Source organism: Klebsiella sp. 28 (assembly GCF_018223905.1).
GTDB classification, from domain to species: Bacteria; Pseudomonadota; Gammaproteobacteria; order Enterobacterales; family Enterobacteriaceae; genus Klebsiella; species Klebsiella pneumoniae.
Window position 1 is genome coordinate 1 of the sequence record NZ_JAGRQY010000102.1, and the last position, 13,007, is coordinate 13,007.

General features: G+C 50.8%; 28 protein-coding genes. 27 read left to right on the top strand and 1 reads right to left on the bottom strand.

Annotation, left to right across the window (positions count from 1 at the left end):
- The 3 genes from KHQ28_RS17560 to bfr all read left to right on the top strand — a co-directional run.
- Positions 1-67, top strand: a 67-nt coding sequence (locus KHQ28_RS17560) for a hypothetical protein (RefSeq protein WP_004200741.1), incomplete at its 5' end; no start/stop codon positions are given.
- Positions 68-247: 180 nt separating this feature from the next.
- On the top strand, positions 248-442 hold the full coding sequence (gene bfd / locus KHQ28_RS17565) for a bacterioferritin-associated ferredoxin (protein ID WP_004152415.1): 195 nt from the start codon (positions 248-250) through the stop codon (positions 440-442).
- 73 nt (positions 443-515) lie between these two features.
- Positions 516-992: a bacterioferritin gene (bfr, locus tag KHQ28_RS17570; protein ID WP_002919971.1), complete on the top strand. Its 477-nt coding sequence runs from the start codon at positions 516-518 to the stop codon at positions 990-992.
- Here the strand turns inward: bfr and KHQ28_RS17575 are convergent.
- A complete protein-coding gene (locus KHQ28_RS17575) occupies positions 976-1,461 on the bottom strand; it encodes an A24 family peptidase (protein WP_020801891.1) in 486 nt (161 codons plus the stop codon). The genes bfr and KHQ28_RS17575 overlap by 17 nt on opposite strands.
- 383 nt (positions 1,462-1,844) lie before the next feature.
- On the opposite strand from KHQ28_RS17575, the gene rpsJ reads away from it, so the two are divergent.
- The 24 genes from rpsJ to rpsM all read left to right on the top strand — a co-directional run bounded on the left by rpsJ (position 1,845) and on the right by rpsM (position 13,000).
- The gene (rpsJ, locus tag KHQ28_RS17580) at positions 1,845-2,156 is read left to right on the top strand and encodes a 30S ribosomal protein S10 (RefSeq protein WP_001181005.1); all 312 of its coding nucleotides are present in this window, start codon (positions 1,845-1,847) and stop codon (positions 2,154-2,156) included.
- Between the two features lie 32 nt (positions 2,157-2,188).
- Positions 2,189-2,818: a 50S ribosomal protein L3 gene (rplC, locus tag KHQ28_RS17585; RefSeq protein WP_002919796.1), complete on the top strand. Its 630-nt coding sequence runs from the start codon at positions 2,189-2,191 to the stop codon at positions 2,816-2,818.
- A gap of 10 nt (positions 2,819-2,828) precedes the next feature.
- Positions 2,829-3,434: a 50S ribosomal protein L4 gene (gene rplD / locus KHQ28_RS17590; RefSeq protein ID WP_002919794.1), complete on the top strand. Its 606-nt coding sequence runs from the start codon at positions 2,829-2,831 to the stop codon at positions 3,432-3,434.
- Positions 3,431-3,733: a 50S ribosomal protein L23 gene (rplW, locus tag KHQ28_RS17595; RefSeq protein WP_000617546.1), complete on the top strand. Its 303-nt coding sequence runs from the start codon at positions 3,431-3,433 to the stop codon at positions 3,731-3,733. Before rplD ends, rplW begins: the two co-directional genes overlap by 4 nt.
- Positions 3,734-3,750: 17 nt before the next feature.
- Entirely contained in the window at positions 3,751-4,572 is an 822-nt protein-coding gene (gene rplB / locus KHQ28_RS17600) for a 50S ribosomal protein L2 (RefSeq protein WP_002919786.1), read from the top strand.
- Positions 4,573-4,588: 16 nt separating this feature from the next.
- A complete protein-coding gene (gene rpsS / locus KHQ28_RS17605) occupies positions 4,589-4,867 on the top strand; it encodes a 30S ribosomal protein S19 (RefSeq protein WP_001138115.1) in 279 nt (92 codons plus the stop codon).
- A 14-nt stretch (positions 4,868-4,881) separates the two neighbouring features.
- Positions 4,882-5,214: a 50S ribosomal protein L22 gene (rplV, locus tag KHQ28_RS17610; protein WP_002919773.1), complete on the top strand. Its 333-nt coding sequence runs from the start codon at positions 4,882-4,884 to the stop codon at positions 5,212-5,214.
- Positions 5,215-5,231: 17 nt separating this feature from the next.
- On the top strand, positions 5,232-5,930 hold the full coding sequence (rpsC, locus tag KHQ28_RS17615; protein WP_002919766.1) for a 30S ribosomal protein S3: 699 nt from the start codon (positions 5,232-5,234) through the stop codon (positions 5,928-5,930).
- 12 nt (positions 5,931-5,942) lie between these two features.
- On the top strand, positions 5,943-6,353 hold the full coding sequence (gene rplP / locus KHQ28_RS17620; protein ID WP_002919759.1) for a 50S ribosomal protein L16: 411 nt from the start codon (positions 5,943-5,945) through the stop codon (positions 6,351-6,353).
- Positions 6,353-6,544: a 50S ribosomal protein L29 gene (gene rpmC / locus KHQ28_RS17625; RefSeq protein WP_002919754.1), complete on the top strand. Its 192-nt coding sequence runs from the start codon at positions 6,353-6,355 to the stop codon at positions 6,542-6,544. Before rplP ends, rpmC begins: the two co-directional genes overlap by 1 nt.
- Positions 6,544-6,798 (top strand): 30S ribosomal protein S17, encoded by a 255-nt coding sequence (gene rpsQ / locus KHQ28_RS17630; RefSeq protein ID WP_002919751.1) that lies wholly within the window; start codon positions 6,544-6,546, stop codon positions 6,796-6,798. The genes rpmC and rpsQ overlap by 1 nt, the downstream gene beginning before the upstream one ends.
- Positions 6,799-6,963: 165 nt before the next feature.
- Positions 6,964-7,335: a 50S ribosomal protein L14 gene (rplN, locus tag KHQ28_RS17635; protein WP_002919748.1), complete on the top strand. Its 372-nt coding sequence runs from the start codon at positions 6,964-6,966 to the stop codon at positions 7,333-7,335.
- A 10-nt stretch (positions 7,336-7,345) separates the two neighbouring features.
- Positions 7,346-7,660, top strand: coding sequence for a 50S ribosomal protein L24 (rplX, locus tag KHQ28_RS17640; protein ID WP_000729185.1), 315 nt, complete (start codon positions 7,346-7,348; stop codon positions 7,658-7,660).
- A 14-nt stretch (positions 7,661-7,674) separates the two neighbouring features.
- A complete protein-coding gene (rplE, locus tag KHQ28_RS17645; protein WP_001096200.1) occupies positions 7,675-8,214 on the top strand; it encodes a 50S ribosomal protein L5 in 540 nt (179 codons plus the stop codon).
- Positions 8,215-8,228: 14 nt separating this feature from the next.
- Positions 8,229-8,534 carry a 30S ribosomal protein S14 gene (gene rpsN, locus KHQ28_RS17650; protein ID WP_002919667.1) on the top strand — a complete coding sequence of 102 codons (306 nt, stop codon included), beginning with the start codon at positions 8,229-8,231 and terminating at the stop codon, positions 8,532-8,534.
- Positions 8,535-8,567: 33 nt separating this feature from the next.
- On the top strand, positions 8,568-8,960 hold the full coding sequence (gene rpsH, locus KHQ28_RS17655) for a 30S ribosomal protein S8 (RefSeq protein ID WP_002919665.1): 393 nt from the start codon (positions 8,568-8,570) through the stop codon (positions 8,958-8,960).
- Between the two features lie 12 nt (positions 8,961-8,972).
- The gene (gene rplF / locus KHQ28_RS17660; RefSeq protein ID WP_002919662.1) at positions 8,973-9,506 is read left to right on the top strand and encodes a 50S ribosomal protein L6; all 534 of its coding nucleotides are present in this window, start codon (positions 8,973-8,975) and stop codon (positions 9,504-9,506) included.
- 9 nt (positions 9,507-9,515) lie between these two features.
- Complete coding sequence (gene rplR / locus KHQ28_RS17665) at positions 9,516-9,869, top strand: 50S ribosomal protein L18 (RefSeq protein WP_000358960.1); 354 nt, start codon at positions 9,516-9,518, stop codon at positions 9,867-9,869.
- A 14-nt stretch (positions 9,870-9,883) separates the two neighbouring features.
- Positions 9,884-10,387 carry a 30S ribosomal protein S5 gene (rpsE, locus tag KHQ28_RS17670; protein WP_002919545.1) on the top strand — a complete coding sequence of 168 codons (504 nt, stop codon included), beginning with the start codon at positions 9,884-9,886 and terminating at the stop codon, positions 10,385-10,387.
- A gap of 3 nt (positions 10,388-10,390) precedes the next feature.
- The gene (gene rpmD, locus KHQ28_RS17675; protein ID WP_001140434.1) at positions 10,391-10,570 is read left to right on the top strand and encodes a 50S ribosomal protein L30; all 180 of its coding nucleotides are present in this window, start codon (positions 10,391-10,393) and stop codon (positions 10,568-10,570) included.
- 3 nt (positions 10,571-10,573) lie between these two features.
- Entirely contained in the window at positions 10,574-11,008 is a 435-nt protein-coding gene (gene rplO, locus KHQ28_RS17680; protein ID WP_002919516.1) for a 50S ribosomal protein L15, read from the top strand.
- A gap of 7 nt (positions 11,009-11,015) precedes the next feature.
- Positions 11,016-12,347, top strand: coding sequence for a preprotein translocase subunit SecY (secY, locus tag KHQ28_RS17685; RefSeq protein ID WP_002919515.1), 1,332 nt, complete (start codon positions 11,016-11,018; stop codon positions 12,345-12,347).
- Between the two features lie 33 nt (positions 12,348-12,380).
- On the top strand, positions 12,381-12,497 hold the full coding sequence (gene rpmJ, locus KHQ28_RS17690) for a 50S ribosomal protein L36 (protein WP_000868187.1): 117 nt from the start codon (positions 12,381-12,383) through the stop codon (positions 12,495-12,497).
- 146 nt (positions 12,498-12,643) lie between these two features.
- Entirely contained in the window at positions 12,644-13,000 is a 357-nt protein-coding gene (rpsM, locus tag KHQ28_RS17695) for a 30S ribosomal protein S13 (protein ID WP_002919259.1), read from the top strand.
- The last annotated feature ends 7 nt before the right edge of the window (positions 13,001-13,007 follow it).

Sequence of the window (13,007 nt, forward strand, 5' to 3'; positions counted from 1 at the left end):
GCGTTTCGCAATCCGTGAAGGCGGCCGTACCGTTGGCGCGGGCGTTGTAGCTAAAGTTCTGGGCTAATTCGTTAGCTTTGAATTAAAAAGGGCGCTTCGGTGCCCTTTTTGCTGTCTGTCATTCAGCGAAAAACGAATTTTTGCTGGCTATTCATATCGTGCGTTGCGGCGGATAATGAGCAAATGGTCTATTGTAATCATAACCATTCTCATTTAATATTTGTGCATAAATTGAACGGGAGTTTCTATGTACGTTTGTTTGTGCAATGGCGTCAGCGATAAAAAAATTCGTCAGGTTGTGCGCCAGTTTCAACCGCAATCTTTTCAGCAATTACGTAAGTTTGTTCCCGTGGGAAATCAATGCGGTAAGTGTGTTCGTGCTGCGCGTGAAGTGATGGAAGATGAATTAACCACCATGCCGGAATTCAAAGAAATCGCCTGAAGTCCACGCTTCTCTTTTGACATCCCTATAGGCCGGACTACGCTTCAATGAGTGGAAGCGGAGGGACTATATAATGAAAGGTGATGTCAAAATCATAAGTTATCTCAATAAATTATTGGGAAATGAGCTAGTCGCAATTAATCAGTACTTTCTTCATGCGAGAATGTTTAAAAATTGGGGCCTGATGCGCCTCAACGATATTGAGTACCACGAATCCATCGACGAAATGAAGCACGCCGATAAGTATATCGAGCGTATTCTTTTTCTCGAAGGTATCCCTAATCTGCAGGATCTCGGCAAACTTGGCATCGGTGAAGATGTGGAAGAGATGCTGCGGTCCGATTTGAGGCTGGAGCTGGAAGGGGCGCAAAATTTGCGTGAGGCTATTGCCTATGCCGACAGCGTCCATGACTACGTCAGCCGCGATATGATGATTGAGATCCTGGCGGATGAAGAAGGCCATATCGACTGGCTGGAAACCGAACTCGATTTGATTGGCAAAATCGGTCTGCAAAATTACCTGCAGTCGCAGATCAAAGTGTCAGATTAGCCAGCGTCTGCCACCCGCACCAAAAACCCGCGGCCGCCAGGAATGGCCCAAACGGCAGCGGGTTGCTTCTTCTCCATTTGCTCCTCCCGCCGCAACTGGCGTATAAACCTGCTCCTGCCCACGCTATGCCGGCGAGTAGCGAGGCAACCAGGACCAACTGGGGCAGCAATCGCCAGCCATGCCAGGCGCCGAGGGCGGCAAGATATTTTATATCTCCATAACCCAACCCTTCATAGCCGCGGATACCGCGGTATAGCCAGTAAATCGCAGCCAAAGAGAGATAGCCCGCTATCGCCCCCCAGACGGCATCATGCAGCTGGTGCGGCGCCAGACAGAGATAAAAAAGTAAACCACTCCACAGCAGGGGACAGGTGTAACGGTCGGGCAACAGACCGTGGCGCAGATCCTGGTGGCATAATGCCACGGTCAAACCGCTATAGCACAGCAAGAAGGGGAGGGCGGCGAGCATAGTTGACCCCGCAATGATCGATGAACATTGCGTCACTATGCTCATCCTCTCCCGTTCAGCACAAAAGGCATTTTCCGGGAATGGATCCCACAATCCGCGCTCTTACTCCGCATTGCAGCCCCGTACAGCGCGCTAACGCGAAGGCGCGCAAATCCTGGTGATGATTTTCTAAACAGCACTTGCGTCGCGCCAGAATTTGCGTATAATGCGCGGGCCTGTCAAAGTTGACGGCCGGTTCAATATGAACCCTGGTAATCGCATTTGGGTTATCAAACAATGTCCCCAATCGGGGGACTATGTAAGAACGGTTACACTCTCCCATCAATCGTAATGGGTATGAGGAGTAATCATTTCGTCTATAAAATAATTGGAGCTCTGGTCTCATGCAGAACCAAAGAATCCGTATCCGCCTGAAAGCGTTTGATCATCGTCTGATCGATCAATCAACCGCGGAAATCGTCGAGACTGCTAAGCGCACTGGTGCGCAAGTCCGTGGTCCGATCCCGCTGCCGACCCGCAAAGAGCGCTTTACCGTTCTGATCTCCCCGCACGTCAACAAAGACGCGCGTGACCAGTACGAAATTCGCACTCACAAGCGTCTGGTTGACATCGTTGAGCCAACTGAAAAAACCGTTGATGCTCTGATGCGTCTGGATCTGGCTGCCGGTGTAGACGTGCAGATCAGCCTGGGTTAATCAGGTCATCGAGCGATTGAGAGGTTGAAACAATGATTGGTTTAGTCGGTAAAAAAGTGGGCATGACCCGCATCTTCACTGAAGATGGCGTTTCTATCCCAGTAACCGTAATCGAAGTTGAAGCAAACCGTGTTACTCAGGTTAAAGACCTGGCTAACGATGGCTACCGCGCAATCCAGGTTACCACCGGTGCTAAAAAAGCTAACCGTGTAACCAAGCCGGAAGCGGGTCACTTCGCTAAAGCTGGCGTTGAAGCTGGCCGTGGTCTGTGGGAATTCCGTCTGGCTGACGGCGAAGAATTCACCGTAGGTCAGAACATTAGCGTTGAACTGTTTGCTGACGTTAAAAAAGTTGACGTAACCGGTACCTCTAAAGGTAAAGGTTTTGCTGGTACCGTTAAGCGCTGGAACTTCCGTACCCAGGACGCTACTCACGGTAACTCCTTGTCCCACCGCGTTCCGGGTTCTATCGGTCAGAACCAGACTCCGGGCAAAGTGTTCAAAGGCAAGAAAATGGCAGGTCAGCTGGGTAATGAGCGTGTAACCGTTCAGAGCCTGGACGTAGTACGTGTTGACGCTGAGCGCAACCTGCTGCTGGTTAAAGGTGCTGTCCCGGGTGCGACCGGTAGCGACCTGATCGTTAAACCAGCTGTGAAGGCGTGAGGAGATAGCAATGGAATTAGTATTGAAAGACGCGCAGAGCGCGCTGACTGTTTCCGAAACTACCTTCGGTCGTGATTTCAACGAAGCGCTGGTTCACCAGGTTGTTGTTGCTTATGCAGCCGGTGCGCGTCAGGGCACTCGTGCTCAGAAGACTCGTGCTGAAATCACTGGCTCCGGTAAAAAACCGTGGCGCCAGAAAGGTACCGGCCGTGCGCGTTCTGGTTCTATCAAGAGCCCGATCTGGCGTTCCGGTGGCGTGACCTTCGCTGCTCGTCCGCAGGACCACAGTCAAAAAGTTAACAAGAAGATGTACCGCGGCGCGCTGAAAAGCATTCTGTCCGAACTGGTACGTCAGGATCGTCTGATCGTTGTCGAGAAGTTCTCTGTTGAAGCGCCGAAAACTAAGCTGCTGGCACAGAAACTGAAAGACATGGCTCTGGAAGATGTGCTGATCATCACCGGTGAGCTGGACGAGAACCTGTTCCTGGCCGCACGTAACCTGCATAAGGTTGACGTACGTGATGCGAACGGTATCGACCCGGTTAGCCTGATCGCCTTCGACAAAGTCGTAATGACTGCTGATGCTGTTAAGCAAGTTGAGGAGATGCTGGCATGATTCGTGAAGAACGTCTGCTGAAGGTGCTGCGCGCACCGCACGTTTCTGAAAAAGCGTCTACTGCGATGGAAAAAACAAACACCATCGTTCTCAAAGTTGCTAAAGACGCGACCAAAGCAGAAATCAAAGCTGCTGTGCAGAAACTGTTTGAAGTCGAAGTCGAAGTCGTTAACACCCTGGTTGTTAAAGGGAAAGTTAAACGTCACGGACAGCGTATCGGTCGTCGTAGCGACTGGAAAAAAGCTTACGTCACCCTGAAAGAAGGCCAGAATCTGGACTTCGTTGGCGGCGCTGAGTAAGTCGGAGGAGTAATACAATGGCAGTTGTTAAATGTAAACCGACATCTCCGGGTCGTCGCCACGTCGTTAAAGTGGTTAACCCAGAGCTGCACAAGGGCAAACCTTTTGCTCCGTTGCTGGAAAAAAACAGCAAATCCGGTGGTCGTAACAACAATGGCCGTATCACCACCCGTCATATCGGTGGTGGCCACAAGCAGGCTTACCGTATTGTTGACTTCAAACGCAACAAAGATGGTATCCCGGCAGTTGTTGAACGTCTTGAGTACGATCCGAACCGCTCCGCGAACATCGCGCTGGTTCTGTACAAAGACGGCGAGCGCCGTTACATCCTGGCCCCGAAAGGCCTGAAAGCTGGCGACCAGATTCAGTCTGGCGTTGATGCTGCAATCAAAGCAGGCAACACCCTGCCGATGCGCAATATCCCGGTTGGTTCTACCGTTCATAACGTAGAAATGAAACCAGGTAAAGGCGGTCAGCTGGCTCGTTCCGCTGGTACTTACGTTCAGATCGTTGCTCGTGACGGTGCTTATGTCACCCTGCGTCTGCGTTCTGGTGAAATGCGTAAAGTCGAAGCAGACTGCCGCGCGACTCTGGGCGAAGTTGGCAATGCTGAGCATATGCTGCGCGTTCTGGGTAAAGCAGGTGCTGCACGCTGGCGTGGTGTTCGTCCTACCGTTCGCGGTACTGCGATGAACCCAGTAGACCACCCACATGGTGGTGGTGAAGGTCGTAACTTTGGTAAGCACCCGGTATCCCCGTGGGGCCTGCAGACCAAAGGTAAGAAGACCCGCAGCAACAAGCGTACTGATAAATTCATCGTACGTCGCCGTAGCAAATAATTTTAGAGGATAAGCCATGCCACGTTCTCTCAAGAAAGGTCCTTTTATTGACCTGCACTTGCTGAAGAAGGTAGAGAAAGCGGTGGAAAGCGGAGACAAGAAGCCCCTGCGCACTTGGTCCCGTCGTTCAACGATCTTTCCTAACATGATCGGTTTGACCATCGCTGTCCATAATGGTCGTCAGCACGTTCCAGTATTTGTTTCCGACGAAATGGTCGGTCACAAACTGGGTGAATTCGCACCGACTCGTACTTATCGCGGCCACGCTGCTGATAAAAAAGCGAAGAAGAAATAAGGTAGGAGGAAGAGATGGAAACTTTAGCTCAACATCGCCATGCTCGTTCTTCTGCTCAGAAGGTTCGCCTTGTAGCTGACCTGATTCGCGGTAAGAAAGTGTCGCAGGCCCTGGATATTCTGACCTACACCAACAAAAAAGCTGCTGTACTGGTCAAGAAGGTACTGGAATCTGCCATTGCTAACGCTGAACACAACGATGGCGCTGACATTGATGATCTGAAAGTTGCGAAAATTTTCGTAGACGAAGGCCCGAGCATGAAGCGCATTATGCCGCGTGCTAAAGGTCGTGCAGATCGCATCCTGAAGCGCACCAGCCACATCACTGTGGTTGTGTCCGATCGCTGAGACTCTGGAGACTAGCAATGGGTCAGAAAGTACATCCTAATGGTATTCGCCTGGGTATTGTCAAACCATGGAACTCTACCTGGTTCGCGAACACCAAAGAATTCGCTGACAACCTGGACAGCGATTTTAAAGTACGTCAGTTCCTGACTAAAGAACTGGCTAAAGCGTCTGTATCTCGCATCGTTATCGAGCGTCCGGCTAAGAGCATCCGTGTGACCATTCACACCGCTCGCCCGGGTATCGTTATCGGTAAGAAAGGCGAAGACGTAGAAAAACTGCGCAAGGTCGTAGCGGATATCGCTGGCGTACCTGCACAGATCAATATCGCCGAAGTTCGTAAACCTGAACTGGACGCAAAACTGGTTGCTGACAGCATCACTTCTCAGCTGGAACGTCGCGTTATGTTCCGTCGTGCGATGAAGCGTGCTGTACAGAACGCAATGCGTCTGGGCGCTAAAGGTATCAAAGTTGAAGTTAGCGGCCGTCTGGGCGGCGCGGAAATCGCACGTACCGAATGGTACCGTGAAGGTCGCGTACCGCTGCACACTCTGCGTGCTGACATCGACTACAACACCTCTGAAGCGCACACCACTTACGGTGTAATCGGCGTTAAGGTATGGATCTTCAAAGGTGAGATCCTGGGTGGTATGGCTGCTGTTGAACAACCGGAACCGGCTGCTCAACCTAAAAAGCAGCAGCGTAAAGGCCGTAAATAAGGAGCGTCGCTGATGTTACAACCAAAGCGTACAAAATTCCGTAAAGTGCACAAAGGCCGCAACCGTGGTCTGGCGCAGGGTACGGATGTTAGCTTCGGCACTTTCGGTCTGAAAGCTGTTGGCCGTGGTCGTCTGACTGCACGTCAGATCGAAGCAGCACGTCGTGCTATGACCCGTGCAGTTAAGCGTCAAGGTAAGATCTGGATCCGTGTATTCCCGGACAAACCGATCACCGAGAAGCCGCTGGAAGTTCGTATGGGTAAAGGTAAAGGTAACGTGGAGTACTGGGTTGCCTTGATTCAGCCGGGTAAAGTCCTGTATGAAATGGACGGTGTACCGGAAGAGCTGGCCCGTGAAGCATTCGGCCTGGCAGCAGCGAAACTGCCGATCAAAACCACCTTTGTAACTAAGACGGTGATGTAATGAAAGCAAAAGAGCTGCGTGAAAAAAGCGTTGAAGAGCTGAACGCTGAGCTGCTGAACCTGCTGCGTGAGCAGTTCAACCTGCGCATGCAGGCTGCAAGTGGCCAGCTGCAACAGACTCATCTGCTGAAGCAAGTGCGTCGTGATGTTGCACGCGTTAAGACTTTACTGACTCAGAAGGCGGGTGCGTAATGACCGATAAAATCCGTACTCTGCAAGGTCGCGTAGTTAGCGACAAAATGGAGAAATCCATTGTTGTTGCTATCGAACGTATGGTGAAACACCCGGTTTACGGTAAATTCATCAAACGTACGACCAAACTGCACGTACATGACGAGAACAACGAATGCGGTATCGGCGACAAGGTTGAAATCCGCGAATGCCGTCCGCTGTCCAAGACTAAGTCCTGGACGCTGGTTCGCGTTGTAGAGAAAGCGGTTCTGTAATAGAGTACGCATTCTCGATACGGATAAACGGCTCAGCGATGAGCCGTTTATTTTTTCTACCCATATCTGGTTTGTGGTGTTATAATGCCGCGCCCTCGATATGGGGCTTTTTAACGACCCTAATTTTCGGGTCTCAGTAGTAGTTGACATTAGCGGAGCACTAAAATGATCCAAGAACAGACTATGCTGAACGTCGCCGACAACTCCGGTGCACGTCGCGTAATGTGTATCAAGGTTCTGGGTGGCTCGCACCGTCGCTACGCAGGCGTAGGCGACATCATCAAGATCACCATCAAAGAAGCAATTCCGCGTGGTAAGGTCAAAAAAGGTGATGTGCTGAAGGCGGTAGTGGTGCGCACCAAGAAGGGTGTTCGTCGCCCGGACGGTTCTGTCATTCGCTTCGATGGTAATGCATGCGTTATTCTGAACAATAACAGCGAGCAGCCTATCGGTACGCGTATTTTTGGGCCGGTAACTCGTGAACTTCGTACCGAGAAGTTCATGAAAATTATCTCTCTGGCACCAGAAGTACTCTAAGGAGCGAATCATGGCAGCGAAAATCCGTCGTGATGACGAAGTTATCGTGTTAACCGGTAAAGATAAAGGTAAGCGCGGTAAAGTTAAGAATGTCCTGTCTTCCGGCAAGGTCATTGTTGAAGGTATCAACCTGGTTAAGAAACACCAGAAGCCGGTTCCGGCTCTGAACCAACCAGGCGGCATCGTTGAAAAAGAAGCTGCAATTCAGGTTTCTAACGTTGCAATCTTCAATGCGGCAACCGGCAAGGCTGACCGTGTAGGCTTTAGATTCGAAGACGGTAAAAAAGTCCGTTTCTTCAAGTCTAACAGCGAAACTATCAAGTAATTTGGAGTAGTACGATGGCGAAACTGCATGATTACTACAAAGACGAAGTAGTTAAGAAACTCATGACTGAGTTTAACTACAATTCTGTCATGCAAGTCCCTCGGGTCGAGAAGATCACCCTGAACATGGGTGTTGGTGAAGCGATCGCTGACAAGAAACTGCTGGATAACGCAGCAGCTGACCTGGCAGCAATCTCCGGTCAAAAACCGCTGATCACCAAAGCACGCAAATCAGTTGCAGGCTTCAAAATCCGTCAGGGCTATCCGATCGGCTGTAAAGTAACTCTGCGTGGCGAACGCATGTGGGAGTTCTTTGAGCGCCTGATCACTATTGCTGTACCGCGTATTCGTGACTTCCGCGGCCTGTCCGCTAAGTCTTTCGACGGTCGTGGCAACTACAGCATGGGTGTCCGTGAGCAGATCATCTTCCCAGAAATCGACTACGATAAAGTCGACCGCGTTCGTGGTTTGGATATTACCATTACCACTACTGCGAAATCTGACGAAGAAGGCCGTGCTCTGCTGGCTGCCTTTGACTTCCCGTTCCGCAAGTAAGGTAGGGTTACTTAATGGCTAAGCAATCAATGAAAGCACGCGAAGTAAAGCGCGTGGCTTTAGCTGATAAATTCTTCGCTAAACGCGCTGAACTGAAAGCTATCATCTCTGATGTGAACGCAACCGACGAAGATCGTTGGAATGCCGTTCTCAAGCTGCAGACTCTGCCGCGTGATTCCAGCCCGTCTCGTCAGCGTAACCGCTGCCGTCAAACAGGTCGTCCGCATGGTTTCCTGCGGAAGTTCGGGTTGAGCCGTATTAAGGTCCGTGAAGCCGCTATGCGCGGTGAAATCCCGGGTCTGAAAAAGGCTAGCTGGTAATTGTCACCAATTGAATCACGGGAGTAAAGACAGATGAGCATGCAAGATCCGATCGCGGATATGCTGACCCGTATCCGTAACGGTCAGGCCGCGAACAAAGCTGCGGTCACCATGCCTTCCTCCAAGCTGAAAGTGGCAATCGCCAACGTGCTGAAGGAAGAAGGTTTTATCGAAGATTTTAAAGTTGAAGGCGACACCAAGCCTGAACTGGAACTTACTCTCAAGTATTTCCAGGGCAAAGCTGTTGTAGAAAGCATTCAGCGTGTCAGCCGCCCAGGTCTGCGCATCTATAAGAAAAAAGATGAGCTGCCGAAAGTTATGGCCGGTCTGGGTATCGCAGTTGTTTCTACCTCTAAAGGTGTTATGACTGATCGTGCAGCGCGCCAGGCTGGTCTTGGTGGCGAAATTATCTGCTACGTAGCCTAATCGGAGGAAAAAATGTCTCGTGTTGCTAAAGCACCGGTCGTTGTTCCTGCCGGCGTTGATGTAAAAATCAACGGTCAGGTTATTACGATCAAAGGTAAAAACGGCGAGCTGACTCGTACTCTCAACGATGCTGTTGAAGTTAAACATGCAGATAATGCACTGACCTTCGGTCCGCGTGATGGTTACGCAGACGGTTGGGCTCAGGCTGGTACCGCGCGTGCCCTGCTGAACTCAATGGTTATCGGTGTTACCGAAGGCTTCACTAAGAAGCTGCAGCTGGTTGGTGTAGGTTATCGTGCAGCGGTCAAAGGGAATGTAGTAAACCTGGCTTTAGGTTTCTCTCACCCGGTTGATCATCAGCTGCCTGCGGGTATCACTGCAGAATGTCCGACTCAGACTGAAATCGTGCTGAAAGGCGCTGATAAGCAGGTGATCGGCCAGGTTGCAGCAGATCTGCGCGCCTACCGTCGTCCTGAGCCTTACAAAGGCAAGGGTGTTCGTTACGCCGACGAAGTCGTGCGTACCAAAGAGGCTAAGAAGAAGTAAGGTAACACTATGGATAAGAAATCTGCTCGTATCCGTCGTGCGACCCGCGCACGCCGCAAGCTCCAGGAGCTGGGCGCAACTCGCCTGGTGGTACATCGTACCCCGCGTCACATTTACGCACAGGTAATTGCACCGAATGGTTCTGAAGTTCTGGTAGCTGCTTCTACTGTAGAAAAAGCTATCGCTGAACAACTGAAGTACACCGGTAACAAAGACGCTGCAGCAGCTGTGGGTAAAGCTGTCGCTGAACGCGCTCTGGAAAAAGGCATCAAAGATGTTTCCTTTGACCGTTCCGGGTTCCAATATCATGGTCGTGTCCAGGCACTGGCAGATGCTGCCCGTGAAGCTGGCCTTCAGTTCTAAGGTAGAGGTGTAAGATGGCTCACATCGAAAAACAAGCTGGCGAACTGCAGGAAAAGCTGATCGCGGTAAACCGCGTATCTAAAACCGTTAAAGGTGGTCGTATTTTCTCCTTCACAGCTCTGACTGTAGTAGGCGATGGTAACGGTCGCGTTGGTTTTGGTTACGGTAAAGCGCGTGAAGTTCCAGCAGCGATCCAGAAAGCGATGGAAAAAGCCCGTCGCAATATGATTAACGTCGCGCTGAACCACGGCACCCTGCAGCACCCGGTTAAGGGTACTCACACGGGTTCTCGTGTATTCATGCAGCCGGCTTCCGAAGGTACCGGTATCATCGCCGGTGGTGCAATGCGCGCCGTTCTGGAAGTCGCTGGGGTTCGTAACGTTCTGGCTAAAGCGTATGGTTCCACTAACCCGATTAACGTGGTTCGTGCAACTATCGACGGTCTGGAAAACATGAAGTCCCCGGATATGGTCGCTGCCAAGCGTGGTAAATCCGTTGAAGAAATTCTGGGGAAATAAACCATGGCAAAGACTATTAAAATTACTCAAACCCGCAGTGCAATCGGTCGTCTGCCGAAACACAAGGCAACGCTGCTTGGCCTGGGTCTGCGTCGTATTGGTCACACCGTAGAGCGCGAGGATACTCCTGCTGTTCGTGGTATGGTCAACGCGGTTTCCTTCATGGTTAAAGTTGAGGAGTAAGAGATGCGTTTAAATACTCTGTCTCCGGCCGAAGGCTCCAAAAAGGCGGGTAAACGTCTGGGTCGTGGTATCGGTTCTGGCCTCGGTAAAACCGGTGGTCGTGGTCACAAAGGTCAGAAATCTCGTTCTGGCGGTGGCGTACGTCGCGGTTTCGAGGGTGGTCAGATGCCTCTGTACCGTCGTCTGCCGAAATTCGGCTTCACTTCTCGTAAAGCGATGATCACCGCAGAGATCCGTCTCTCCGATCTGGCTCACGTAGAAGGCGATGTAGTAGACCTGAACGCGCTGAAAGCGGCTAACATTATCGGTGTCCAGATCGAGTTCGCGAAAGTGATCCTGTCTGGTGAGGTAACTCGTCCGGTAACTGTTCGTGGCCTGCGTGTGACTAAAGGTGCTCGTGCTGCTATCGAAGCTGCTGGCGGTAAAATTGAGGAATAAGTAGCAGATGGCTAAACAACCGGGATTAGATTTTCAAAGTGCCAAAGGTGGCCTTGGCGAACTGAAACGCAGACTTCTGTTTGTGGTCGGTGCGCTGATAGTGTTCCGTATTGGCTCTTTTATTCCGATCCCTGGTATTGATGCCGCTGTACTTGCCAAACTGCTTGAGCAACAGCGAGGCACCATCATTGAAATGTTCAACATGTTCTCTGGTGGTGCTCTCAGCCGTGCTTCTATCTTTGCGCTGGGGATTATGCCGTACATTTCGGCATCGATCATCGTGCAGCTGCTGACGGTGGTTTATCAACCGCTGGCGGAACTGAAGAAAGAAGGGGAGTCTGGTCGTCGTAAGATCAGCCAGTACACCCGCTACGGTACTCTGGTGCTGGCGATATTCCAGTCGATCGGTATTGCTACCGGTCTGCCGAATATGCCTGGTATGCAAGGCCTGGTGATTAATCCAGGCTTTGCATTCTATTTCACCGCTGTTGTCAGTCTGGTCACAGGGACTATGTTCCTGATGTGGCTCGGCGAACAGATCACTGAACGTGGTATCGGTAACGGTATCTCGATCATTATCTTCGCCGGTATCGTTGCGGGACTCCCGCCGGCCATCGCCCATACTATCGAGCAAGCGCGTCAAGGCGACCTGCACTTCCTCCTGTTGCTGTTGGTTGCAGTATTAGTATTTGCAGTGACCTTCTTTGTTGTATTCGTTGAGCGTGGTCAACGCCGCATTGTGGTAAACTACGCGAAACGTCAACAGGGTCGTCGTGTCTATGCTGCACAGAGCACACATTTACCGCTGAAAGTGAATATGGCGGGGGTAATCCCGGCAATCTTCGCTTCCAGTATTATACTGTTCCCGGCAACCATCACGTCATGGTTCGGGGGTGGTACTGGTTGGAACTGGCTGACAACAATTTCGCTGTATTTGCAGCCTGGGCAACCGCTTTATGTGTTACTCTATGCGTCTGCAATCATCTTCTTCTGTTTCTTCTACACGGCGTTGGTTTTCAACCCGCGTGAAACAGCAGATAACCTGAAGAAGTCCGGTGCATTTGTACCAGGAATTCGTCCGGGAGAGCAAACGGCGAAGTATATCGATAAAGTGATGACTCGCCTGACTCTGGTTGGTGCGTTGTACATTACTTTTATCTGCCTGATCCCGGAGTTCATGCGTGACGCGATGAAAGTGCCGTTCTACTTCGGTGGGACCTCGCTGCTTATCGTTGTTGTCGTGATTATGGACTTTATGGCTCAAGTGCAAACTCTGATGATGTCCAGTCAGTATGAGTCTGCATTGAAGAAGGCGAACCTGAAAGGCTACGGCCGTTAAAACTGGTCGCCCGAGAAGTTACGGAGAGTAAAAATGAAAGTTCGTGCTTCCGTCAAGAAATTATGCCGTAACTGCAAAATCGTTAAGCGTGATGGTGTCATCCGTGTGATTTGCAGTGCCGAGCCGAAGCATAAACAGCGCCAAGGCTGATTTTTTCGCATATTTTTCTTGCAAAGTTGGATTGAGCTGGCTAGATTAGCCAGCCAATCTTTTGTATGTCTGTACGTTTCCATTTGAGTATCCTGAAAACGGGCTTTTCAGCATGGTGCGTACATATTAAATAGTAGGAGTGCATAGTGGCCCGTATAGCAGGCATTAACATTCCTGATCACAAACATACCGTTATCGCTTTAACCGCTATTTTCGGTATCGGCAAAACCCGTTCTAAAGCCATCTGCGCTGAAACGGGCATCGCTGAAAATGTTAAGATCAGTGAGCTGTCTGAAGAACAAATTGATATTCTGCGTGAAGCAGTAGGTAAATTTGTCGTTGAAGGTGATCTGCGCCGTGAAATCACCCTGAGCATCAAGCGTCTGATGGACCTTGGTTGCTACCGTGGTTTGCGTCATCGTCGTGGTCTCCCGGTTCGCGGTCAGCGTACCAAGACCAACGCACGTACCCGTAAGGGTCCGCGTAAACCGATCAAGAAATAATCGGGGT

What these genes read in the sequence shown, in the direction of transcription:
- rplN (WP_002919748.1), top strand. Translation starts at nt 6,964, where the DNA reads ATGATCCAAGAACAGACTATGCTGAACGTCGCCGACAACTCCGGTGCA.
- rplV (WP_002919773.1), top strand. Translation starts at nt 4,882, where the DNA reads ATGGAAACTTTAGCTCAACATCGCCATGCTCGTTCTTCTGCTCAGAAG.
- rplP (WP_002919759.1), top strand. Translation starts at nt 5,943, where the DNA reads ATGTTACAACCAAAGCGTACAAAATTCCGTAAAGTGCACAAAGGCCGC.
- rpsE (WP_002919545.1), top strand. Translation starts at nt 9,884, where the DNA reads ATGGCTCACATCGAAAAACAAGCTGGCGAACTGCAGGAAAAGCTGATC.
- rpsJ (WP_001181005.1), top strand. Translation starts at nt 1,845, where the DNA reads ATGCAGAACCAAAGAATCCGTATCCGCCTGAAAGCGTTTGATCATCGT.
- bfd (WP_004152415.1), top strand. Translation starts at nt 248, where the DNA reads ATGTACGTTTGTTTGTGCAATGGCGTCAGCGATAAAAAAATTCGTCAG.
- rpsS (WP_001138115.1), top strand. Translation starts at nt 4,589, where the DNA reads ATGCCACGTTCTCTCAAGAAAGGTCCTTTTATTGACCTGCACTTGCTG.
- secY (WP_002919515.1), top strand. Translation starts at nt 11,016, where the DNA reads ATGGCTAAACAACCGGGATTAGATTTTCAAAGTGCCAAAGGTGGCCTT.
- rplR (WP_000358960.1), top strand. Translation starts at nt 9,516, where the DNA reads ATGGATAAGAAATCTGCTCGTATCCGTCGTGCGACCCGCGCACGCCGC.
- rplE (WP_001096200.1), top strand. Translation starts at nt 7,675, where the DNA reads ATGGCGAAACTGCATGATTACTACAAAGACGAAGTAGTTAAGAAACTC.
- rpmC (WP_002919754.1), top strand. Translation starts at nt 6,353, where the DNA reads ATGAAAGCAAAAGAGCTGCGTGAAAAAAGCGTTGAAGAGCTGAACGCT.
- rplW (WP_000617546.1), top strand. Translation starts at nt 3,431, where the DNA reads ATGATTCGTGAAGAACGTCTGCTGAAGGTGCTGCGCGCACCGCACGTT.
- rplX (WP_000729185.1), top strand. Translation starts at nt 7,346, where the DNA reads ATGGCAGCGAAAATCCGTCGTGATGACGAAGTTATCGTGTTAACCGGT.
- bfr (WP_002919971.1), top strand. Translation starts at nt 516, where the DNA reads ATGAAAGGTGATGTCAAAATCATAAGTTATCTCAATAAATTATTGGGA.
- rplB (WP_002919786.1), top strand. Translation starts at nt 3,751, where the DNA reads ATGGCAGTTGTTAAATGTAAACCGACATCTCCGGGTCGTCGCCACGTC.
- rpmJ (WP_000868187.1), top strand. Translation starts at nt 12,381, where the DNA reads ATGAAAGTTCGTGCTTCCGTCAAGAAATTATGCCGTAACTGCAAAATC.
- rpsQ (WP_002919751.1), top strand. Translation starts at nt 6,544, where the DNA reads ATGACCGATAAAATCCGTACTCTGCAAGGTCGCGTAGTTAGCGACAAA.
- rpmD (WP_001140434.1), top strand. Translation starts at nt 10,391, where the DNA reads ATGGCAAAGACTATTAAAATTACTCAAACCCGCAGTGCAATCGGTCGT.
- KHQ28_RS17575 (WP_020801891.1), bottom strand. Translation starts at nt 1,461, where the DNA reads ATGCTCGCCGCCCTCCCCTTCTTGCTGTGCTATAGCGGTTTGACCGTG.
- rplC (WP_002919796.1), top strand. Translation starts at nt 2,189, where the DNA reads ATGATTGGTTTAGTCGGTAAAAAAGTGGGCATGACCCGCATCTTCACT.
- rplO (WP_002919516.1), top strand. Translation starts at nt 10,574, where the DNA reads ATGCGTTTAAATACTCTGTCTCCGGCCGAAGGCTCCAAAAAGGCGGGT.
- rplD (WP_002919794.1), top strand. Translation starts at nt 2,829, where the DNA reads ATGGAATTAGTATTGAAAGACGCGCAGAGCGCGCTGACTGTTTCCGAA.
- rpsC (WP_002919766.1), top strand. Translation starts at nt 5,232, where the DNA reads ATGGGTCAGAAAGTACATCCTAATGGTATTCGCCTGGGTATTGTCAAA.
- rpsH (WP_002919665.1), top strand. Translation starts at nt 8,568, where the DNA reads ATGAGCATGCAAGATCCGATCGCGGATATGCTGACCCGTATCCGTAAC.
- rplF (WP_002919662.1), top strand. Translation starts at nt 8,973, where the DNA reads ATGTCTCGTGTTGCTAAAGCACCGGTCGTTGTTCCTGCCGGCGTTGAT.
- rpsN (WP_002919667.1), top strand. Translation starts at nt 8,229, where the DNA reads ATGGCTAAGCAATCAATGAAAGCACGCGAAGTAAAGCGCGTGGCTTTA.